General features: G+C 67.3%; 19 protein-coding genes. 3 read left to right on the top strand and 16 right to left on the bottom strand.

What is annotated here, in order from left to right:
• Positions 1–37: 37 nt before the first annotated feature.
• The 9 genes from J2739_RS14020 to xdhA form a co-directional block, all read right to left on the bottom strand.
• Positions 38–1,096 (bottom strand): adenosine deaminase, encoded by a 1,059-nt coding sequence (locus J2739_RS14020; protein ID WP_309902604.1) that lies wholly within the window; start codon positions 1,094–1,096, stop codon positions 38–40.
• A 146-nt stretch (positions 1,097–1,242) separates the two neighbouring features.
• Positions 1,243–2,412, bottom strand: coding sequence for a BMP family ABC transporter substrate-binding protein (locus J2739_RS14015; RefSeq protein ID WP_309902602.1), 1,170 nt, complete (start codon positions 2,410–2,412; stop codon positions 1,243–1,245).
• Between the two features lie 47 nt (positions 2,413–2,459).
• The gene (locus J2739_RS14010; RefSeq protein ID WP_309902600.1) at positions 2,460–3,380 is read right to left on the bottom strand and encodes an ABC transporter permease; all 921 of its coding nucleotides are present in this window, start codon (positions 3,378–3,380) and stop codon (positions 2,460–2,462) included.
• Entirely contained in the window at positions 3,380–4,534 is a 1,155-nt protein-coding gene (locus J2739_RS14005) for an ABC transporter permease (protein ID WP_309902598.1), read from the bottom strand. The genes J2739_RS14010 and J2739_RS14005 overlap by 1 nt, the downstream gene beginning before the upstream one ends.
• Positions 4,527–6,065, bottom strand: coding sequence for an ABC transporter ATP-binding protein (locus J2739_RS14000; protein ID WP_309902596.1), 1,539 nt, complete (start codon positions 6,063–6,065; stop codon positions 4,527–4,529). Before J2739_RS14000 ends, J2739_RS14005 begins: the two co-directional genes overlap by 8 nt.
• Before the next feature lie 73 nt (positions 6,066–6,138).
• On the bottom strand, positions 6,139–7,512 hold the full coding sequence (locus tag J2739_RS13995; protein WP_309902594.1) for an NCS2 family permease: 1,374 nt from the start codon (positions 7,510–7,512) through the stop codon (positions 6,139–6,141).
• A gap of 77 nt (positions 7,513–7,589) precedes the next feature.
• Entirely contained in the window at positions 7,590–8,543 is a 954-nt protein-coding gene (locus J2739_RS13990) for a LysR family transcriptional regulator (RefSeq protein ID WP_309902592.1), read from the bottom strand.
• A 170-nt stretch (positions 8,544–8,713) separates the two neighbouring features.
• Positions 8,714–11,134 carry a xanthine dehydrogenase molybdopterin binding subunit gene (gene xdhB, locus J2739_RS13985; protein WP_309902590.1) on the bottom strand — a complete coding sequence of 807 codons (2,421 nt, stop codon included), beginning with the start codon at positions 11,132–11,134 and terminating at the stop codon, positions 8,714–8,716.
• A gap of 2 nt (positions 11,135–11,136) precedes the next feature.
• Complete coding sequence (gene xdhA, locus J2739_RS13980) at positions 11,137–12,729, bottom strand: xanthine dehydrogenase small subunit (RefSeq protein ID WP_309902589.1); 1,593 nt, start codon at positions 12,727–12,729, stop codon at positions 11,137–11,139.
• A gap of 187 nt (positions 12,730–12,916) precedes the next feature.
• Here xdhA and J2739_RS13975 point away from each other — a divergent pair, with 187 nt between their 5' ends.
• Positions 12,917–13,588: an alpha/beta hydrolase family protein gene (locus tag J2739_RS13975; RefSeq protein ID WP_309902587.1), complete on the top strand. Its 672-nt coding sequence runs from the start codon at positions 12,917–12,919 to the stop codon at positions 13,586–13,588.
• A gap of 72 nt (positions 13,589–13,660) precedes the next feature.
• On the opposite strand, the gene J2739_RS13970 is transcribed toward J2739_RS13975, so the two are convergent.
• The 7 genes from J2739_RS13970 to J2739_RS13940 form a co-directional block, all read right to left on the bottom strand.
• Positions 13,661–14,551, bottom strand: a complete 891-nt coding sequence (locus J2739_RS13970) for a fumarylacetoacetate hydrolase family protein (protein ID WP_309902585.1) — start codon at positions 14,549–14,551, stop codon at positions 13,661–13,663.
• A gap of 54 nt (positions 14,552–14,605) precedes the next feature.
• Positions 14,606–15,385, bottom strand: a complete 780-nt coding sequence (locus J2739_RS13965; RefSeq protein WP_309902583.1) for a hydratase — start codon at positions 15,383–15,385, stop codon at positions 14,606–14,608.
• Positions 15,382–15,522, bottom strand: coding sequence for a hypothetical protein (locus J2739_RS13960; protein WP_309902581.1), 141 nt, complete (start codon positions 15,520–15,522; stop codon positions 15,382–15,384). Before J2739_RS13960 ends, J2739_RS13965 begins: the two co-directional genes overlap by 4 nt.
• Positions 15,523–15,620: 98 nt before the next feature.
• Positions 15,621–16,682: an ABC transporter ATP-binding protein gene (locus tag J2739_RS13955; protein ID WP_309902580.1), complete on the bottom strand. Its 1,062-nt coding sequence runs from the start codon at positions 16,680–16,682 to the stop codon at positions 15,621–15,623.
• Positions 16,683–16,777: 95 nt separating this feature from the next.
• On the bottom strand, positions 16,778–17,455 hold the full coding sequence (locus tag J2739_RS13950; RefSeq protein WP_309902577.1) for a hypothetical protein: 678 nt from the start codon (positions 17,453–17,455) through the stop codon (positions 16,778–16,780).
• Positions 17,442–17,651 carry a hypothetical protein gene (locus tag J2739_RS13945; RefSeq protein WP_309902575.1) on the bottom strand — a complete coding sequence of 70 codons (210 nt, stop codon included), beginning with the start codon at positions 17,649–17,651 and terminating at the stop codon, positions 17,442–17,444. The genes J2739_RS13950 and J2739_RS13945 overlap by 14 nt, the downstream gene beginning before the upstream one ends.
• Positions 17,644–18,450, bottom strand: coding sequence for an IclR family transcriptional regulator (locus J2739_RS13940; RefSeq protein ID WP_309902573.1), 807 nt, complete (start codon positions 18,448–18,450; stop codon positions 17,644–17,646). Before J2739_RS13940 ends, J2739_RS13945 begins: the two co-directional genes overlap by 8 nt.
• A 147-nt stretch (positions 18,451–18,597) precedes the next feature.
• Between J2739_RS13940 and J2739_RS13935 the strand changes: the two genes are divergently transcribed.
• Entirely contained in the window at positions 18,598–19,509 is a 912-nt protein-coding gene (locus tag J2739_RS13935) for a carbohydrate ABC transporter permease (RefSeq protein ID WP_309902571.1), read from the top strand.
• Between the two features lie 5 nt (positions 19,510–19,514).
• Positions 19,515–20,348, top strand: coding sequence for a carbohydrate ABC transporter permease (locus J2739_RS13930; protein ID WP_309902569.1), 834 nt, complete (start codon positions 19,515–19,517; stop codon positions 20,346–20,348).
• Positions 20,349–20,350 lie beyond the last annotated feature (2 nt).

Genomic DNA, 20,350 nt, shown 5'->3' with positions numbered 1-20,350 from the left:
GCGGCGCGACTGCCCCAGCGCAATCCGAAAGTCGCGCTCAGCGCCCGGCGAACTGGGCGAAGCACGCGCCCAGCCTTTCCATCCAGAGCGCCTTGGTTGGCGCATCGACGAAGCTGCCCTCGAAGCTGTTGGCCGCCAGCTGCCACGCATGCTTCGCCGTCAGCCCGGTCGCCGCGAAGGTCTGGATGAAGTTCTCGTTCATGTAGCCGCCGAAGTAGGCCGGGTCGTCCGAGTTCACGGTCGCGACCAGGCCGGCGTCCAGCAGCTGGCCGAGGTTGTGCTGCGCCAGGTCGGGGAACACGCAGAGCTTGAGGTTGGACAGCGGGCAAACGGTCAGCGGGATGCGCTCCTGGGCCAGGCGCCGCATCAGCGCCGCATCCTTCGTGCTCTGCACGCCATGGTCGACGCGCTCCACCTTCAGCACATCGAGCGCGCTCCACACGTAGGCCGGCGGGCCCTCCTCGCCGGCATGGGCGACGAGGTGGAAACCCAGCTCGCGGCAGCGCGCGAACACGCGGGCGAATTTCTCGGGCGGATGGCCGAGCTCGCTGGAATCGAGGCCGACCCCGATGAACTTGTCCCTGAACGGCAGCGCCTGCTCCAGCGTCGCGAAGGCATCTTCCTCGCTCAGATGGCGCAGGAAGCACAGGATGAGCGCGGCGCTCACGCCCAGCTTTGCCTCGGCATCGCCGCAGGCGCGGTGCAGGCCGTCGATCACTGTCTGCATCGCCACGCCACGCGCGGTGTGGGTCTGCGGGTCGAAGAACATCTCGGTGCGGACCACGTTGTCGGCGGCCGCGCGCTCCAGGTAGGCCCAGGCCATGTCGTAGAAGTCCTGCTCCTTCAGCAGCACGCTGGCGCCCGCGTAGTAGATGTCCAGAAAGCTCTGCAGATTGGTGAAGGCGTAGGCGCGGCGCAGTTCCTCCACGCTGGCGTAGGGGATGGCCACGCCATTGCGCTGCGCCAGCGCAAAGATCAGCTCGGGCTCCAGCGAGCCCTCGATGTGCATGTGCAGCTCGGCCTTGGGCATGGCGCGCAACAGCGCGGGCAGGCGGTCGGCGGGGATGTCGTGGGTGAAGGGATGGAGATCGGTCATGGGGCGGTCAAGAGCTCTGTTCGCGCACAGCATAAGCGCAGCCGAGTCGCCCGGCGATGCCCGCCACGCGCAGGTCTCGCGGCAGCATCGCGCCAAAAAGAAAAAGGGTTGCGCGAGGCAACCCTTCCCGGCGGAATCCGGACGGCCTACTTCTTGTCGCCGCCCGGCACCTTGCCTTCCACGCCCTTGACGTAGAAGTTCACGCCCGAGAGGAACTTGTCGTCGGCGACCGCGTCCTTGGCCACCAGCTCCTTGCCGTCCTGGCCGACGATCGGGCCCTTCCAGATCGAGAAGCTGCCGTCCTTCAGGCCCTTCTTGACTTCCTCGATCTTGGCCTTGGCTTCGGCCGGCACATCTTCGGCGATGGAGACGATGTCGATCGCGCCTTCCTTCACGCCCCACCAGGTCTGGCCGGTGGTCCACTTGCCGTCCAGCACGTCCTGCACGGCCTTGGTGTAGTACGGTGTCCAGTTGATCACGGCCGAAGCCAGGTGCGCCTTGGGACCGTAGGCGGTCATGTCCGAGTCCCAGCCGAAGGCGCGCTTGCCTTTTTCCTGGGCGGTCTTGAGCACGGCCGGCGAGTCGGTGTTCTGGAACAGCACGTCGGCGCCGCCGTTGATCAGCGCGGTGGCGGCCTCGGTCTCCTTCGGCGGACTGAACCACTCGTTGACCCACACCACCTTGGTCGTGATCTTGGGGTTGACCGACTGTGCGCCCAGCGTGAAGGAGTTGATGTTGCGCAGCACCTCGGGGATCGGCACCGAGCCGACCACGCCCAGCGTGTTGCTCTTGGTCATCGAGCCCGCGATGACGCCGGCCATGTAGGCACCTTCGTAGGTGCGGCTGTCGTAGGTGCGCATGTTCTCGGCCGTCTTGTAGCCGGTGGCGTGCTCGAACTTCACGTCCTTGTTGTCGTTCGCCACCTTGAGCATCGGCTCCATGTAGCCGAAGGTCGTGCCGAAGATCAGCTTGTTGCCCTGCCCCACCATGTCGCGGAACACCCGCTCGGCATCGGCCGACTCCGGCACGCTCTCGACGAAGGTGGTCTTGATCTTGCCGCCGAATTCCTTCTCGATCGCCTTGCGTGCGTTGTCGTGCGCGAAGGACCAGCCCCCATCGCCCACCGGGCCCACATAGGCGAACGCCACGTTCAACGGCGCGGCCGGCGCGGGCGCCGCGGCCGTCGGGGCCGGCGCCGGGGCGGCGGGTGCCGGGGCCGGGGCTTCTTCCTTCTTGCCGCAGCCGATCAGGGCGGCCGAGGCGACCGCGGACAGGGCAGCCAGCTTGAGCAGGGAACGCTTGTTCAGATCATTCATTGTGAGAAAACCTCGAAGGACAGTTGGCGAAACAATTGTGGACGCGATTATGAGCCGGGGTAGAAGGGTTTCCCGATGGAGGCCGGCATGTTGATGCGGATGAATGCCGGGTTGCGCGAGATCAGCGCCAGCACCACGATCGGCGCGATGTACTGCAGCATGCTGAGGAACTGGCTGGGCACGTTCACCCCCGTGCTCTGCAGGTGGAAGCCCAGCATCGAAACCCCGCCGAACAGGTAGGCGCCCAGGAGCACCCGCACCGGCCGCCAGGTCGCGAAGGTGGTGAGCGCCAGCGCGATCCAGCCGCGGCCGGCGACCATGCCCTCGACCCACAGCGGCGTGTAGACGGTCGAGAGGTACGCGCCCGCCAGCCCGCACAGCGCCCCGCCCGCGATCACCGCCATGAAGCGGATGCGCCGCACCGGATAGCCCAGCGCGTGCGAGGACTCCGGCGACTCGCCCACCGAGCGCAGCACCAGCCCGGCGCGGGTGCGGTAGAGGAACCAGACCAGCCCGATGGTCAGCAGCACCGCGAAATACACCATCGGATGGTGGCGGAACAGGGCCGGCCCGAGGAGCGGAATGTCGCCCAGCACCGGCAGCGCGTAATTGGTGCTCTCGGGCAGCTTGGCCTGCACGAAGTTGATGCCGGCGAAGGCCGAGAAGCCGACGCCGAAGAGGCTCAGCGCCAGGCCGGTCGCGTACTGGTTGGTGTTGAGCCAGATCACGAGCACGCCGAAGAAGGCCGCCAGCAGCGCGCCGGCCGCCATGCCCGCCGCGAAGCCGAGCCAGGTGTTGTGCGTGGTCACCACGGTGGCGAAGCCGGCAATGGCCGCGCACAGCATCATGCCTTCGGCGCCAAGGTTGACGATGCCGGCCTTTTCGTTGATCAGCAGGCCCAGCGCCGCGATCGCGAGCACGGTGCCGGCGCTGAGCATGGAGCCGAGGAGGAGTGCGTAGGATTCCATCAGATGACTCCTTCCTGGACCTGGGCGGTGACCGGCGCGGTCAGCGGCGTGCTCGCCTGCAGCGACGAGGTGCCCGCGGGCACGGCCGCAGGCTTGGGCGCCGCCTTGCGCCGGATGCGGTAGGCGATCAGGGTGTCGCAGGCCAGCAGCGTGAACAGCAGCAGCCCCTGGAACACGCCGGTCAGCGATTTGGGCAGCCCCAGGCGCGACTGCGCCAGCTCGCCGCCGATGTAAAACATGCTCATGAGGATGGCCGAGAAGATCATGCCCACCGGGTGCAGCCGGCCGACGAAGGCCACGATGATGGCCGCGAAGCCGTAGCCGGCCGGCACGTAGGGCGTGAGCTGGCCGATGGGGCCCGCCACCTCCAGCGCGCCCGCCAGCCCGGCCGCGCCGCCCGAGGTGAGCAGCGCGATCCAGATCGCGCGCCTGGCCGAGAAGCCCGCATAGCGCGCCGCCGCCGGCGCCAGCCCGCCGACCTGCTGCGCGAAGCCGGCCCGCGTGCGGAAGAGGAACACCCAGAGCGCAGCCGCGCCCGCGAGCGCGAGGACCAGCCCGATGCTCACGCGCGAGCCCTTCATGAGCCGCGGGATCTGCGTCACCGCCTCGAAGGTCTTGGTCTGCGGGAAGTTGTAGCCCAGCGGGTCCTTCCAGGGGCCGTAGACCATGTAGCCCAGCAGCAGCGTCGCCACGTAGACCAGCATCAGGCTCACGAGGATCTCGCTGGCGTTGAACTTGTCGCGCAGGAAGGCCACGATGCCGGCCCACACCATTCCGCCGAGGATGCCGGCCGCGAGGATCGCGGCGACGATCCAGGAGCCGGTGGTCTTGTCGGCCATCAGGGCCACGCCGCCGGCCGCGATGGCACCGAACACGAACTGCCCCTCGGCCCCAATGTTCCACACGTTGGAGCGGAAACACACCGCCAGCCCGAGCGCGATGATGAGCAGCGGCGTGGCCTTGACCATCAGCTCGCCCAGCGCATAGCCGCTCTTGATCGGCTCCCAGAAGAAGACCAGCAAGCCCTTGACCGGGTCCTTGCCGAGCAGGGAGAACAGCACCATGCCGATCAGCACGGTGACGGCCAGGGCCAGGATCGGCGAGCCGTAGCTCCAGAAGCGCGAGAGCTGCGGACGGGGTTCGAGCTTAAGCATGGGCCACCTCCTCTTTCTTCGCCGCGGCGGGCTGGGCGCCCCACAAACCGCTCATCCACTCGCCGATCTGCGGTACCGTGGCTGCGGCCCGATCGATGGAGGGTGACATGCGGCCCTTGGCGATCACGTGCAGCCGGTCGCTGATCTCGAACAGCTCGTCGAGCTCCTCGCTCACCACCAGCACCGCGCAGCCGGCGTCGCGCAAGGCCAGGATTTCGCCGCGGATCAGCGCCGCGGCGCCCACGTCCACGCCCCAGGTGGGCTGCGAGACGACGAAGATCTTGGGGTCTGCGTCGATCTCGCGCCCGACGATGAACTTCTGCAGGTTGCCGCCCGAGAGCGAGCGCGCCGCCGCACCCGGCCCGCCGGCCTTGACCTTGAAGCGCTCGATGATGCGGCCCGCATGCTGCTGCAGCGCGCCGGTGCGGATCCAGCCACCCTGGCCCACCGCGTTGCTGCGCGTCAGCAGCATGTTGTGCGCCAGGCTCAGCGTCGGCACCGCGCCGCGGCCCAGCCGCTCTTCGGGCACGAAATGCAGCCCCAGCGCGCGCCGCCGGCGTGGCCGGAAATGCGCGGCCGGCTGGCCGAAGACCTCGATCATCCCGGCCTCGGCGCGGGTGTCTTCGCCGGACAGCGCGTACAGCAGTTCCTTCTGGCCGTTGCCCGAGACGCCCGCGATGCCCACCACCTCGCCGGAGCGCACCTCGAGCGAGACGCCGTCGAGGTCGACGCCGAACTGGTCCTCGCGCGCCAGTGTCAGGCCCTTGACGCGCAGAGCCACGGCGCCTGCATGCACCGGCCGGTGCTGCAAGGGCGGTGGTTCCGCGCCGATCATCAGGCGTGACAGCGATTCGTTGCTCTCGTTCTGCGGATTGCACACGCCGGTCACCTTGCCGCCGCGCAGCACGGTGCAGGCGGTGCAGAGCTCGCGGATCTCGTGCAGCTTGTGGCTGATGTAGAGGATGCTGCAGCCCTCGGCCGCCAGCTTCTTGAGCACCACGAAGAGCTTGGTCACGGCCTGGGGCGTCAGCACCGAAGTGGGCTCGTCGAGGATCAGCAGCTGGGGGTCGGTCAGCAGCGCGCGGATGATCTCCACCCGCTGCATCTCGCCCACCGAGAGGGTGTGCACCGGGCGCGCGGGGTCGATGTCCAGCCCGTACTCGCCGGCCTTGGCCGAGATGCGCCGCGTGACCTCGGCCAGCGTGAGGCTCTTCTCGAGCCCTAGCCAGACGTTCTCGGCCACGGTCAGGGTGTCGAACAGGCTGAAGTGCTGGAACACCATGCTGATGCCCAGCGCCCTCGCCTCCTGCGGGTTGCGCACGTTGACCGGCTGGCCGTTGAAGCTCACGCTGCCCTCGTCGGGCTTGACCGAGCCGTAGATGATCTTCATCAGCGTGGACTTGCCGGCACCGTTTTCGCCGAGCACGGCGTGGGTTTCGCCGGGCGCCACCGTGAGCGAGACATCGCTGTTGGCGACCACCGAGGGGTAGCGCTTGGTGATGTTCGATAGCTGGAGTCTGTGGATTGTCATGCCTGTGCCTGGCCTGTGGGTTACCGAATCGCCCTGAACCGCCCCCCATGGGCGATCGCATTATTTTCTGTCGTCAGTGTCCGCCTATGTAGATGAACTTGAAGAGGAAAACCCCGCCGATCAGCCACACCATCCAGTGCACCTGCCTGGCGCGGCCGGTGAACAGCTTGAGCACCGCGTAGGTGATGAAGCCGAAAGCCAGGCCGTTGGCGATCGAGTAGGTGAAAGGCATGGCCAGGGCGGTGACCGCGGCCGGGATCACCTCGGTCGTGTCGTCCCAATCGAGCTCGGTGATATCCCTGAGCATCAAGCAGGCCACGAAGAACAGCGCGGGCGCGGTGGCATAGGCAGGCACGGCGCCGGCCAGCGGCGAGATCGCCAGCGCGGCCAGGAACAGCACCGCCACCGTGAGCGCGGTCAGCCCGGTGCGGCCGCCGGCCTGCACCCCGGCCGCGCTCTCGACGTAGGCCGTGGTGCTGGAGGTCCCCAGCAGCGAGCCCGCGAAGATCGCGCCGCTGTCGGCCAGCAGCGACTTGTTGAGCCGGTCCATCTTGCCCGGCACCAGCAGGCCGGCGCGGCGCGCCACGCCCATCAGCGTGCCGGTGGCATCGAACAGCTCGACCAGGAAGAACACCAGGATCACGTTCAGGATGCCGCCCGACAGCGCCGACTTGATGTCCAGCTGCAGGAAGGTGGGCGCGATCGAGGGCGGCGCGGCGAACACGCCGTGGAAGGTGTTGCCGGCAAAGAAGAAGGACAGCACCGTCACCGTGATGATGCCGATCAGGATGGCGCCCGGCACCTTGAGCCGGTCCAGCACCACGATCAGGAAGAAGCCGATGGTCGCCAGCACCGCCTGGGGCGTGTGCAGGTCGCCCAGCGTGACGTAGGTGGCCTTGGAGGGCGCCACGATGCCCGCACTCTTGAGCGCGATGATCGCGAGGAAGAGCCCGATGCCCACCGTGATCGCCAGGCGTATGGACTGCGGGATGCCGCGGATGATCAGCTCGCGCACCCGGAACACCGTGACCAGCAGGAAAAGGCAACCCGAGACGAAGACCGCGCCCAGCGCCGCCTGCCAGGTGAAGCCCATCTGCAGCACCACCACGTAGGCGAAGTAGGCGTTGAGGCCCATGCCCGGCGCCAGCGCGATCGGGTAGTTGGCGTAGAAGGCCATGATCCCCGTGCCGAGCGCCGCGATCAGGCAGGTGGCGACGAACACCGCCTCCTTCGGCATGCCCGCGTCGCCCAGGATCGAAGGGTTGACGAAGATGATGTAGGCCATCGTCAGGAAGGTGGTGAGGCCTGCCACGATCTCGGTTCGCACCGTGGTGTTGTGCTCCCTGAGCTTGAACAGGCGTTCTGTCCAGCCGCTCGTCGGTGCTTGCGTGGGGATGATCGGGGTGTCGTGCCCGGGAATGCCGAGCACCTGTTCGGTACGGTTCATCGCGTTGTCTCCGAGTCTTTTCTCGTTCAAGGCGTTGTGAGATGTCGCGACGCCGGGCGCGAGTCGGGGTGGGCCGTCTATTCGGAGCCGGCCGTGGAAGTTGCGGGCCTCAGCGAGGCCGCTACCGATTTGGTCCGCTCGCGCAGCCAGCGCGCGGAACTGGAGGAATGGGTGCGCTCATGCCACAGCTGGTAGTACATGAGGCGCGGCAGCGCGATCGGGCACGGGAGGATCGTGACCGGCAGCCGGTCGAGGAAGCGCTCGCAGTACTGCCGCCCGGTGGTGAGCACCAGCAGGCTGGAGGCCACCATGTCCGGGATCAGCCCGAAGTGGGCGCAGCGCGCCGTGATGTTGCGCTGCCGGCCCTGCTCGTCGAGCATCTGGTCGATGATGCCGCGCGCGCCCGGGTGCAGCGCCGTGGGCGCCACGTGCTCGGCCGCAAGCCAGCTCTCCAGGTCCCAGCCGCGGCGCACCGCCGGATGGTCGCGATTGACCAGGCAGACGATCTCGTCGCCGAAGAGCCGCGCCATGTGCAGGTCCTCCGGCGGCTTGAGCCAGTTGCCGATCACCAGGTCGACCTGGCCGAGCGAGAGGTGCGCGTGGTAGTCCGATTCGGACGACAGCGCGTGGATCTCGATGCCGCACAGCGGCGCCTGCGCCTTGACCTGGGCCACCAGCATGGGCAGGAAGAGCGGGTCCAGGTAGTCCGAGGCGGCGATGCGGAAGGTGGTCTGCGCGGTCTGCGGATCGAAGCCGCGCGCATCCGAGAACAGCATCTCCGCCGCGCGCAGGATGCTGGCGGCCGGATCGATCATGCGCAGCCCCGCATCCGTGGGCACCATGCCCGAGCCCGAGCGCACCAGCAGCGGATCGCCCGAAAGCTCGCGCAGCCGCTTCAGCGCCGCCGACACCGCCGGCTGGTACATGCCCAGGCGAATGGCGGCGCGCGAGACGCTGCGGTCGGTCAACACGGTATGAAGCACCCGGATGAGATGCAGATCGATCTTGTCCAACAGGGCCTGGTCTCTCATGGGCGCTCGCACGGTAATGAACGATGCGGATCGTTATACCGCCGGCCGTGGGGAACGGACAGCCGAACGCAGAAGGCGCGAAGGTGTCGCAGAGGACGCGGAGGAAGTTCATCGGAAGATTCCCTGAGGTCTTTTCTGACGGGACTGACGGGACGTCCGCTTCCTCACGCTCACTTTGCCTGGACGGCCGTCACCGCGCGCAGGATGGACTCGCTCGTGGCCGGCGCCGTCAGCGGCGGGTCGACCCGGTGCTCGCCCACCGCCGACACCGCGTCCCGGATCGCGAAGAAGACCGAGAAGGGCAGCAGCAGCGGCGGTTCGCCCACCGCCTTGCTGCGGTGGATCGAATCCTCGAAGTTCTGGCCCTCGAACAGGCGCACGTTGAAGACCGGCGGGCAGTCGTTGGCCGTCGGGATCTTGTAGGTGCTGGGCGCGTGGGTGGTGAGCAGGCCGGTCTTGGGATGCCACACCAGCTCCTCGGTGGTGAGCCAGCCCATGCCCTGGATGAAGGCGCCCTCGACCTGGCCGATGTCCACGGCCGGGTTCAGCGACTTGCCGGCGTCGTGCAGGATGTCGGCGCGCAGCAGCTTCCATTCGCCGGTCAGCGTGTCCACGATCACCTCGCTCACGGCAGCGCCGTAGGCGTAATAGAAGAAGGGACGGCCCTTCATCGTTTCCTTGTCCCAGCTGAGGCCGGGCGTGGCATAGAAGCCGTCGGACCAGAGCTGCACGCGGTCGAGGTAGGCCTCGCCGACGACGGTGCTGAAGGACAGCAGGCGGCCGTTGACCTCGACCTGGTCATTGGCGAAGCGCACCTCTTCCGCCTTGCCGCCGTGGCGCGCGGCGGCGCAGGCGGCCAGCCGCTCGCGGATCTGGCGTGCCGCGTCCTGCGCCGCCTTGCCGTTGAGGTCGGCGCCGGTCGAGGCCGCGGTGGCCGAGGTGTTGGCCACCTTCTGCGTGTCGGTCGCCGTCACGCGCACGCTCTCGAAGTTCACGCCCAGCTCGTGCGCCACCACCTGCGCCACCTTGGTGTTGAGGCCCTGCCCCATCTCGGTCCCGCCGTGGTTCACGAGGATCGAGCCGTCGGTGTAGACGTGGACCAGCGCCCCCGCCTGGTTGAAATGCCTGACGTTGAAGGAGATGCCGAACTTCAGCGGCGCCAGCGCGATGCCGCGCTTGAGCACCGGGCTGGTCTTGTTGAAGGCCGCGATCTCCTCGCGCCGCGCGCGGTAGGCGCTGGTGCCCTCCAGCTCGGAGACCAGCTCATGGATGATGTTGTCGGAAACGACCTGGCCGTAGGGCGTGACGTTGCGCTCGCCCTTGCCGTAGAAGTTGACGCGCCGCACGTCCAGCGGATCGCGCCCCAGTTCGCGCGCCACGCTGTCGAGGATGTTCTCGATCGCGATCGCGCCCTGCGGGCCGCCGAAGCCGCGGAAGGCGGTGTTGCTCTGCGTGTTGGTGCGGCCCGAGTAGCCGTGCATCGCCACGTCGGGCAGCCAGTAGGCGTTGTCGAAGTGGCACAGTGCCCGCGTCATCACCGGGCCCGACAGATCGGCCGAATGGCCGGCGCGCGAGACCATGCTGATCTCGGCGCCGAGGATGCGGCCCTCGTCGTCGTAGCCCACCTCGTACGCGTACCAGAAGCAATGGCGTCGACCGGTGATCAGGAAGTCGTCGTCGCGGTCCAGCCGCAGCTTGACCGGGCGCTTCAGCTTGTTGGCCGCCACCGCGGCCACGCAGGCGAAGAGCGCAGACTGCGACTCCTTGCCGCCGAAGCCGCCGCCCATGCGCCGGCACTCGACCTGCACCTGGTTGGCATGCAGGTGCAGCGCGTGCGCGACCAGGTGCTGCATCTCGCTCGGGTGCTGGGTCGAGCAGTGCACGTGCATCGCACCGCCCTCCTTCGGGATCGCGTAGCTGATCTGCCCTTCGAGGTAGAACTGCTCCTGCCCGCCGACGTCGAACGTGGCCTTGAGCCGGTGCGGCGCCCTGGCGATCGCGGCCTGCGCACCGCCCTCGCTGGTGCTGCGCACCAGGTGCATCGGCGGCAGCACGTACTGGCCCTTTTCGTGCGCCTGCTGCGGCGTGATCACCGGGGGCTGCGCCTCGATGTCCAGCGCCTCCCTGGCACCGGCGGCGGCGCGGCGTGCGGCATCGCGCGTTTCGGCGATCACCGCGAACACCGGCTGGCCCAGGTAGCGGATGTCGCCGCTGCAGAGGATCGGGTCGTCGTGAACGATCGAGCCGCAGTCGTTGCTGCCCGGGATGTCCGCCGCGGTGAGCACTGCCACCACGCCGGGCATGGCGCAGATCGCCTCGAGCTTCATGTTCTTGAGGCGGCCGTTCGCCACCGGCGACAGGCCCAGCGCGCAGTGCAACGTGCCCGCCAGCTCGGGAATGTCATCGATGTAGGTGGCCTCGCCGGCCACGTGCAGTTGCGCCGACTCGTGCGGCCGGCTGATGCCCACGCGCGCGCCGCCGTCGTGCGCCTTGGCTTCGGCGCGGGCATCGATGCGCGCGGCGGTGTTCTTCAGGTAGTCGGCGAAGGCTTCGGCCGACTGCAGCAGTGCGGGGTCGAGGGGCTTGTTCATGTTCAGACTCCTTCGGCAGTTGCGACGGCGTGAGGCATGACGCTCCACACGCTGGTGGCTTCCACCGGCAATGGGTCCTTGGCGCGCGTTTCCAGCCACAGGCGCTGCAGCAGGTTCTGCGCCACCAGCAGGCGGTAGTCGGCGCTGGCGCGCATGTCGCTCAGGGGCTTGAAGTCCTGCGCGAGCGCCGCCTTGGCGGCATTGACGCTGGCCTGCGTCCAGGGCTTGCCCACGAGCGCGGCCTCGGCCCGCGCGGCGCGCTTGACGATCGCGGCCATGCCGCCGTAGGCCAGTCGCACTTCCTTCACGATCTCGCCATCGAGTTCCACCGCGAAGCCGCCGCACAGGGCCGAGATGTCGCAGTCGAAGCGCTTGCTGATCTTGTAGGCGCGCACCTGGCGCTTCATCGCGGCCAGCGGCAGCCACAGGCCCTGCACGAACTCGCCGGGCTCCAGCTCGTTCTTCATGTAGTCGACGTAGAAATCGGGCAGCGGCATGCGGCGCACGCGCTCGCCGCGGCGCAGCTCGATCTCGGCGTCCAGCGACATCAGCACCGGCGGCGAGTCGCCGATGGGCGAGCCGTTGGCCACGTTGCCGCCCATGGTGCCGGCGTTGCGGATCGGCGGCGAGGCGAAGCGCAGCCAGACGTCGGTGAGGCTGGGCACGCGCGCGGCCAGGGCGCGGAAGGCGTTCTCGAGCGAGGCGCCGGCGCCGATGTAGAGGGCATCGCCGCGCTCCTCCACCACTTTCATCCCGGCCACGTCGCCGACGTAGATGATGTCGCCCAGGTCGCGGAACTGCTTGTTGACCCACAGGCCCACGTCGGTGGAGCCGGACAGCAGCTGCGCCGCCGGCTTGGCCTCGCGCAGCGCGGCGAGCTGTTCGAGCGTGGTGGGGGCATGGAAATGGTCCATGCGCTGGCCCAGCGGCGCGGCGTATTCGAAGCCGATGTCGTGCTTCAGGCTTTGCAGCGCGGCCACCACTGGCTCGGTGTCCAGCCGCACCGAGGGCAGGTCGAACATGCGCTGGCCGGCATCGAGGATGGGGCGGTAGCCGGTGCAGCGGCACAGGTTGCCCGAGAGATCGTCGGCCAGTTGCTGGCGCGTGGGCTGCGTGCCCGCGTTGCAGTGGTGCTCGTAGGTGGACCACAGCGACATCACGAAGCCGGGAGTGCAGAAGCCGCACTGCGAGCCATGGCAGTCGACCATGGCCTGCTGCACCGGGTGCAGCTGCACCGTCGTCTGCTTGTCGCGCGGCGCCCGGTCGCGCTGGCGGGTGCACTGGGCCTTGAGGTCCTCGACCGTGAACAGCGCCTTGCCATGCAGCGTCGGCATGAATTGGATGCAGGCGTTGACGGTCGAAAGGCGCAGGCCGCCCACCGCCTCCTTCTCGCCCGCCTCGGCCAACTCGCCGATCACGACCGTGCAGGCGCCGCAGTCGCCCTCGTTGCAGCCTTCCTTGGTGCCGGTGCAGCGGGCGTCCTCGCGCAGCCAGTCGAGCACCGAGCGGGTGGGATGGATGCCGCTCACGTCGACAATCCGGCCGCGGTGGAAGAAGCGGATGGGTTGGGTGCTGTCGGTCATGCTGGTGTTCATGCGCTGGGAGGCGGTCTTCGTGGCGGATCAAAAATCGTGCCTGCGAAGGTATTCCTTTGCGAGGCCGTACGCATACGGGCATGCCCATACGGCCTATGTGGGGCTTGCTATATGACGCCCGGGAAAACCCTCAGTTATGTTTGGGGCGCTGCAGGCCGCACACTGGGCGTGCCCGACTGAATCCAGCATGATCCCGAGCACGCAACAAATCAACTTCCAGGTCGGCGACCATGGCACCGTCTCCGGATTGGTGCAGTCGCCGCCCGACCCCTTCGCCTGCTACGTCTTCGCCCACGGCGCCGGCGCCGGCATGGGGCATTCCTTCATGGGCGCCGTGTCGGAGGGCCTGGCGGCGCGCGGCATCGCCACCCTGCGCTACCAGTTTCCGTCGATGGAGCTCGGCAAGAAGCGGCCCGATCCGCCGCCCGTGGCCCATGCCGCCGTGCGCGCGGCGGTGGCGCAGGCGGTCCAGCGATTCGGGGCGCTGCCGCTCTTCGCGGGCGGCAAGTCCTTCGGCGGACGGATGACTTCGCAGGCCCAGGCGCTCGACCCGCTGCCGGGCGTGAAGGGCCTGGTCTTCGTCGGCTTTCCACTGCATCCGGCGGGAACGCCTTCGACCGTGCGTGCCGAGCACCTGGCCGAGGTGCGCGTGCCGATGCTGTTCGTGCAGGGCACACGCGACGAGCTGGCGGACCTGGCCAGCATCCGGAACGTGGTCTCGAAGCTCGGGGCTTCCGCCACGCTGATGGAGATCGCCGAGGCCGACCACGCCTTCCATGTGCTGCGCCGGTCAGGGCGCAGCGATGAGGAGGTCCTCGCGGAAATCCTCGACGGCATGACGGCGTGGATGCGGGGATAGGACCATTCCCGCCGATATCGGCGAGGTGTTTTTTTGCCCAGCCTGCAGGGGATCGTCGACCAACCCTTTGGCTTAGAGCGCAGGCAATTGTCCAGCGCGCCACGCGGCGCCCATGGCGTCGCTGTAGGCAATGGTTTGCTGGCGCTGCGTGCCGAGCAGGTCACTGCCCAAGGTCATCACATCACCCTCCTTCAGGAACACAGGCGGTTTCTGGCCGAGGCCGACACCCGGCGGCGTACCGGTTGGAATCACGTCACCGGGCCGAAGCGCCATGAAGCGGCTGAGGTAAGACACGATGGTTGCAACGCCGAAAATCTGAGTGCGGGTGTTGCCGGTCTGTCGGCGAGTTCCGTTCACGTCGAGCCAGAGGTCGATATTCTGCGGGTCCGGCACTTCGTCGGCCGTCAGGAGCCAGGGTCCTATCGGCGCATAGCCAAGGTAGCTTTTGCCTTTGGTCCACTGGCCTTCCATTTCGATCTGCCAGGCACGCTCCGACACATCGTTGCAAAGGCAGTAGCCGGCCACGTATTGCAGCGCTTCTGCTTCGCTGACATGCCAGGCCGGACGACCGATCACGATCGCGAGTTCGACTTCCCAGTCAAGCTTGCCTGAGCCAGGTGCGACGACGACCGGGTCGTTGGGCCCAGCCAGCGCACTGGTGTGCTTGTTGAAGACAATCGGCTGTGTGGGAATCGGCGTGTTGGTTTCTGCGGCATGGTCGGAATAGTTGAGGCCGATGCAAACCACGTTCGGAACCTGGCCTACGCAGGGGCCGAGCCGTGTATCGGCGGGCATGGCGGGCAAGCTCGACGTATCGAGGGCGCGCAGCCTTGCAAGGCTCTCGGGTGACAGTGTCGGCCCGTGAATGTCGCTCACGACGGAAGACAAATCGCGCAAGGTGCCTTGTGTATCGACGAGGCCGGGTTTTTCAGAGCCACGGGGGCCGAATCGAACGAGACGCATGGGCAATCCTTTTGGCTCTTAAAAAAAACGAATTCAGGTGTGAGGCCGCGTCAATCAAAGCTGCTCGAGCGTCAGCGCAAGCTCGCCGAAGCTGCCATAGCGAAGCACGGCGGGACGTTCGAACGGCAGCTCGATCGCACCCGCAAACGAGCCGGTGATGACGGCCTGCCCCACCTCCAGACCCATGCCCTGGCTGCGCAGAAACTCGGCAAGCCAGTAGAGGGGCAAGCGCGGGTCGCCATTGGGGTGGCTTGCCGGAAATGTGAGGTCGTCATGGCCCTGTACCGAGAGTGCAATCTCGAAGGGACCTGGAAATGGCTCCTGCGCAAGGTCTACGTCGACAGTCGGCCCCAGCACCACGCTTTGGTGCCACAGGCTGTCGGCCATCAGTTCAGGGCCACTGGCGTCTGCAGGTTCGTCATAGCGACAACCGAGCACCTCGACGGCCAGCCGCACGCTGCCGATGGCGGCGTCGACATCGGCGCGCGTGTAGGGGGTGGCTCTCGGCGGCAAGCTTTGCTTGAGCTCGAATGCCAGTTCGGGTTCGATGCGTGCTGCGCCTGTCGGTCCGGCAGGCGCGGCAGCCGTGCCGCCCGAGGGCCTTGCATCATGCAGCGCGGCGGCGACCCAGCGGTCGCCCGGGGGCAACCCGCATTTCCAGCCGATGGCGGGTCTGCCGCGCAGTTCGCTGATTCGCCGTTGGATGCGCCAACCGTCTTCCGGCGTGGCAGGGCGCAAGCCGGCTTCCAACCTTGCACCGAAGCGACCCGACGACTGAAGTGCGTGCAGGTAGCGCGCGGCGGCCTCGATGGCGTTCGGCTCCATGGGGGTCATGCGGCCAGCCTCACGCAGGCTGCCGCTTTGTCAGCGCGGCGCAGCACACCTCGGCTGAAAAAGCTTTCGTTGATCTCGTCGCAAGTCGAAGAAGCGCCGGTCGCGCTCTTGACGCTGTCGATCTGGATACCGTTCATTTGCCTGTTTCCTTGTGTCGACTGAGATTGCCTGTCTGGCCCGTAAACCTCATTCAGCGCTTGTCGCCGGGCCGGCACCTCGTCTTTGCCTCGCCGGATCAGTGCAACGGCTCGAGCCGTTCGCCGGAGTCCGCGCGGAAAAGATGAACATGCGCACTGTCCGCACCCAGGCGCACCTGGTCGCCGGGGCGCACACCGACCCTTTCGCGCAACACGCAGGTGAGCTTGGTGCCGCCCGCATCGACGATGAGGTGCGTCTCCGAGCCGGTGGACTCCACCACCAGCACGCGCGCCTGCACGCCCTCGGCGTCCAGCCGCAGGTGCTCGGGCCGCACGCCCAGCGTGAGGGCCTGCCCGCTTGCGGCCGGCACGCCGGGCACGGTCCAGTGGTTGCCCGCGTTGTCCACAACGCCCTTGCCGTTCACCTTGACGGGCAGCAGGTTCATCGACGGCGAGCCGATGAAGGCCGCCACGAAGACGTTTCGCGGCCGATCGAACAGGTCGAGCGGCGTGCCGACCTGTTCCACGATGCCATCGTGCATGGCCACGATCTTGTCTGCCATCGTCATGGCCTCGATCTGGTCGTGCGTGACGTAGACCGTGGTGGCCTTCAGGCGCTGGTGCAGCTCACGAATCTCAGCGCGCATGGCCACCCGCAGCTTGGCGTCCAGGTTGGACAGCGGCTCGTCGAACAGGAAGACCTGCGGGTCGCGCACGATGGCTCGGCCCATGGCGACGCGCTGGCGCTGGCCGCCGGAGAGTTGCTTGGGCAGCCGCGTGAGCAGCGGCTCCAGCCCCAGGATCTTGGCGGCCCGGGCCACGCGCTCTTCGATCTCCTGCTGCGGCGCATGGCGCAGCTTCAGCGAGAACGCGAGGTTGTCCGCCACCGTGAGATGCGGGTACAGCGCATAGTTCTGAAACACCATGGCGATGTCGCGATCCTTGGGCAGCAGGCCGTTCACACGGCGCCCGCCGATGCGGATCTCGCCGGCGTCGATGCCTTCCAGGCCCGCGACCATGCGCAACAGCGTGGACTTGCCGCAGCCCGACGGGCCGACCAGTACGACGAATTCGCCGTCGCGGATGTCGATGCTCACGCCGCGGATGATCTGCGTGCTGCCGAAGGACTTGGCGACGTCCTGGATCTCAACTGTGGCCATCTTGGTGTCTCCTCATTCAAAAAGCGACGCTGTTGTCGCGCAAAACCGCCGCGTGCCGCTGCGCGCACTTTCGGGCCGAAGGGGGTTGTGATCACTCATCCCGCTTGCCAGGCGGTTTTCAGCCGCGTGTATTCATGCAGATAGCGACCCACGGCAGCGTCACGCAGTTCTGCGGACTGTCGCAATAGCGCAAGCGCCGCGTCAAAGGCGCCGGGGTCACAGGCTTCCAGCAATAGCACCCAGCGAGCGGGGGCCTGCAGGTCCTTGCGGTCCTTGCTTTCGGCGGTGCGCTGGCCCGACATGCCGACGTCCGAGCCCAGCAGGTGCGCACCGCTGATGCGCGGCAGCCGCGCTGCAGCTTCCAGCGCCGAGCTGAGACGCGGCACCACATCGCGCACCATGTCGTCTGCGATGTCGAAGCGCACGGTCAGCATCGCGCCACCCGAGCCCACACCGTGGCTGGCGACCACGCGCGTGAGTGATCGCGTGGTCGTGCGGAAATGTGCGGTGGTCGCACGCGTCCACTCCGTAGGCTCGTTCAAGCGCGACAGATAGTCGCTGCCCTGGATGACCTGGAAGCTCGTGGTTTCATACAGGGTGAAGAACTCCGGCTGCGTTGCTGCATCGGCAGCGCGATAGCGGCGCCCCCGCACAAAGCCGGGAATACCCACGCGCTCGGGCATGTGCTCGTGCAGATGCCAAGCGTAAAACTCTGCGCGCCCGGCCTCGGCGATGTCGTTCCAGATAGCCACTGCACCTTCACCTGCCAGCATGGTTTTGCTCCTTGAATGTGGTGGGCACGGCCTCGCGCAGGTCGAGCGCGACCTGGCCGAGCCTTTGGAAATACAGCGCAGCCGCTCGTCCGGCCGCGCGCGATGAACGCCTGTGAATGAAAACGACGCCTGGAGCGGCAAACGCGCAGGACACCTCCACGCCGGCGAGCTTCCGATGGGGAAGTCCTTTATCCATTGGAGACTTTCAGCGGCGTCATCCCCATCATGGCCTCCATCACCTTGCGGCTGGGCCACAGGTCGGCGATCTCCGCCGCGGTGGCTTGCACGTCGGGCGCGATGGCGGCGATGCGCTCCGGCGGGAGTCGCGCCACGGGACCGGCCACGCTGACGGTGCCGATGGCGCGGCGGCTTTGCGGATCCACGATGGCGCAGCCCACTGCGCACGTGCCTGGCTCCCCTTCCTCGATGGACGTGCCGTAGCCGCGCTCGCGCGTCCGTGCCAGTTCGGCACGCAGGCTCGCCTCATCGCGCACGATGGGCTTGCCGAAACGGGAAGGCACGACGAACCCGCGCGCCTTGACCAGGGCCACGGCCTGCTCCTCGTCCAGCGTTGCAAGCCAGGCTTTGCCGGTCGATGTGGCGTGCAGTACCACGGGCTGGCCCATGTCGGGGTCGTAACGCAGGCCGGAGAGCGCGCCCTGGGCTTTGGCAATCCAGATCAAAGCATCGTCTTCCACCAGTGCCAGGCGCACCAGTTCGCCGGTGCGTGCGGCCAGCCGATCCAAGGACGGCTGGCAGATTTCCGTGATGCCGGAGGCCGCGAGGAAGCGGAAGCCGATAGCGGCCAGCTTCACTGTCATGCGGTAGCGCTGGCTGTACTCGTCCTGCATCGCCAGCCCTCGTCTCACGAGGACGGACAGCAGCCGGTGCACGGCACTCTTGGGCAGGTCCAGCCGCCGCGATACATCGCTGATCGGCAGGCCTTGGGGGTGATCGGCCAGCAACGTGAGGATGTCCAGCACGCGCTCGATCATGTCGCCAGTGGCCACGAATATCTCCGTTGTTTTAGAACATCGTTCCAATGTAGCGGCACCACTCCTCGGAGAACCAGGGGATTTCCCGCATGGGCGGCCGAGTTTTGACGACTATATTGGAACGGTGTTCTATCTTAGGTCGCCTTCATGAATGCCATTCCCTCTGCGGCGATTGCCCCTGCGGTTCAGGCCGATCCCCGGCCGCCGGGCTTCTGGACACGCTTCGCCTGGTTCGCGCCGGCGGTCGTCGTCCTGCTGGCCGTCACGCTCTACCCCACGGCGGTGGTGCTGTGGCTGAGCGTCCACCGCACGCGCCTCTATGAAGTGGTGGAAGGCGTGGGCCTTGCGAACTATGTCTCGGTGATCACTTCTCCGGCCTTCCTCGAACTCAGCCTCAACTCCCTGCTGTACGTGTTCGGCGCGCTGGCAGTGGTGCTGCCTCTGGGGCTGGCCAGCGCCCTTGCACTGCAGAACATTGCGCGCGGCGCCGCCTATGTGCGCACCCTGCTGTTGCTGCCATGGACGCTGTCCATGGGCGTGGTGGGCTGCTTCTGGCTGTGGCTGCTCAATCCCTCGTACGGGCCCATGAGCTATCTGATGCGGTCCCTGGGCATGGAGCCCGGCCTGATGCTGGGCGATCCTTCGCTGGCGCTCGTTCTCGTCATCCTGGTCACCGCGTGGTGGTCCTTCCCCTACGTGATGGTGATGATGAGCGCCTCGCTGCAAAGCATCCCGGCGGAACTGTACGAGGCGATCGACATCGACGGGGGTGGCCTGCGCGCGCGCCTGCGCCACGCGGTGTGGCCGCATATCGCGCCCACGCTGGGCAGCACCGCGCTGGCGCTGGGCATCCTCTATCTCACGCTCATCACGCTGATCCTGGTGCTCACCGGCGGCGGGCCGCTGGGCTCGACCGCCACCTGGAGTTTCGAGGTGTTCTCCAGCGCTTTCCGCTCCGTGGACCTGTCGCCCTCGTCGGTCATCTCAGTCGTGGTGCTGGTGGTCAACCTCTTCCTTGGCTACCTCTACACGCGGCTCACCGGCCGCGTCTCGGGCTGAACACCATGCATATCCGCCGTTCCGAAAAAATGCTGTCCTGGGCCGTGCTGTCGGCCCTGGTACTGGTCGTGCTGATCCCGTTGTCCTGGGCGGTGTTCACCTCGCTCAAGAGCGAGGCCAATGTCATGGCCTACCCGCCTACCTTCTTGCCGACCGAGCCGAGCCTCTCCGCGTACAAGGCAGTGTTCCGGAACGAGACCTTCGGGACCGACCTGTTCAACTCGGTGCTGTACGCGGTCGGCGCGGTCGCGCTCGCGGTACTGCTGTCCGCGCCCGCCGGCTACGCGGCTTCACGCTTCGAGTTCCGCGGCAAGCGCACCGTGATGCTGCTGATCCTGTCCACGTCCATGATCCCTGGCGTTGCCCTGCTGGTGCCGACCTACTTCCTGTTGGACGCGCTGGGCCTCTTGAACAATGCCGCCGTCATCATCGTGGTGCAAGCCGCGCGCCTGGTGCCGCAGACGGTCTGGTTCATGCAGAACTTCGTGGACGCCGTGCCGCGCGAGTTGGACGAGGCCACCCAGGTGGACGGCGCCAATCACTGGCAAACCTTCACCAAGGTCATCCTGCCGCTGGTGCGGCCCGGGATCGCCGCAAGCGCCGTCATCGGCATGGTCACGACCTGGAACGACTACATCACCGTGGCCGCGTTCGCGCCCGAGGTCGCGCACCGGACGCTGCAAGTGGCCCTGGTCAACCAGGTGTTCGACAGCATCGGCATCACCTGGTCGTACGTCATGGCCTACGCCGTGGTGTCCTCCCTTCCCATCGTCGCCATCTTCGTGCTCGCGCAGCGATGGTTCATCAGCGGCCTGACCGCCGGCGCCGTCAAAGGCTAGTC

Source organism: Variovorax soli, from assembly GCF_031454625.1.
In the GTDB taxonomy this organism is placed as follows: Bacteria; Pseudomonadota; Gammaproteobacteria; order Burkholderiales; family Burkholderiaceae_C; genus Variovorax; species Variovorax soli_A.
Note: the sequence above shows the minus strand (reverse complement) of the source record. Positions and strands in the feature narration are given on the sequence as shown.

Excerpts from the sequence above, each read along its gene's own strand:
- J2739_RS14020 (WP_309902604.1), bottom strand. The coding sequence starts at position 1,096 with ATGACCGATCTCCATCCCTTCACCCACGACATCCCCGCCGACCGCCTG.
- J2739_RS14015 (WP_309902602.1), bottom strand. The coding sequence starts at position 2,412 with ATGAATGATCTGAACAAGCGTTCCCTGCTCAAGCTGGCTGCCCTGTCC.
- J2739_RS14010 (WP_309902600.1), bottom strand. The coding sequence starts at position 3,380 with ATGGAATCCTACGCACTCCTCCTCGGCTCCATGCTCAGCGCCGGCACC.
- J2739_RS14005 (WP_309902598.1), bottom strand. The coding sequence starts at position 4,534 with ATGCTTAAGCTCGAACCCCGTCCGCAGCTCTCGCGCTTCTGGAGCTAC.
- J2739_RS14000 (WP_309902596.1), bottom strand. The coding sequence starts at position 6,065 with ATGACAATCCACAGACTCCAGCTATCGAACATCACCAAGCGCTACCCC.
- J2739_RS13995 (WP_309902594.1), bottom strand. The coding sequence starts at position 7,512 with ATGAACCGTACCGAACAGGTGCTCGGCATTCCCGGGCACGACACCCCG.
- J2739_RS13990 (WP_309902592.1), bottom strand. The coding sequence starts at position 8,543 with ATGAGAGACCAGGCCCTGTTGGACAAGATCGATCTGCATCTCATCCGG.
- xdhB (WP_309902590.1), bottom strand. The coding sequence starts at position 11,134 with ATGAACAAGCCCCTCGACCCCGCACTGCTGCAGTCGGCCGAAGCCTTC.
- xdhA (WP_309902589.1), bottom strand. The coding sequence starts at position 12,729 with ATGAACACCAGCATGACCGACAGCACCCAACCCATCCGCTTCTTCCAC.
- J2739_RS13975 (WP_309902587.1), top strand. The coding sequence starts at position 12,917 with ATGATCCCGAGCACGCAACAAATCAACTTCCAGGTCGGCGACCATGGC.
- J2739_RS13970 (WP_309902585.1), bottom strand. The coding sequence starts at position 14,551 with ATGCGTCTCGTTCGATTCGGCCCCCGTGGCTCTGAAAAACCCGGCCTC.
- J2739_RS13965 (WP_309902583.1), bottom strand. The coding sequence starts at position 15,385 with ATGACCCCCATGGAGCCGAACGCCATCGAGGCCGCCGCGCGCTACCTG.
- J2739_RS13960 (WP_309902581.1), bottom strand. The coding sequence starts at position 15,522 with ATGAACGGTATCCAGATCGACAGCGTCAAGAGCGCGACCGGCGCTTCT.
- J2739_RS13955 (WP_309902580.1), bottom strand. The coding sequence starts at position 16,682 with ATGGCCACAGTTGAGATCCAGGACGTCGCCAAGTCCTTCGGCAGCACG.
- J2739_RS13950 (WP_309902577.1), bottom strand. The coding sequence starts at position 17,455 with ATGCTGGCAGGTGAAGGTGCAGTGGCTATCTGGAACGACATCGCCGAG.
- J2739_RS13945 (WP_309902575.1), bottom strand. The coding sequence starts at position 17,651 with ATGGATAAAGGACTTCCCCATCGGAAGCTCGCCGGCGTGGAGGTGTCC.
- J2739_RS13940 (WP_309902573.1), bottom strand. The coding sequence starts at position 18,450 with ATGATCGAGCGCGTGCTGGACATCCTCACGTTGCTGGCCGATCACCCC.
- J2739_RS13935 (WP_309902571.1), top strand. The coding sequence starts at position 18,598 with ATGAATGCCATTCCCTCTGCGGCGATTGCCCCTGCGGTTCAGGCCGAT.
- J2739_RS13930 (WP_309902569.1), top strand. The coding sequence starts at position 19,515 with ATGCATATCCGCCGTTCCGAAAAAATGCTGTCCTGGGCCGTGCTGTCG.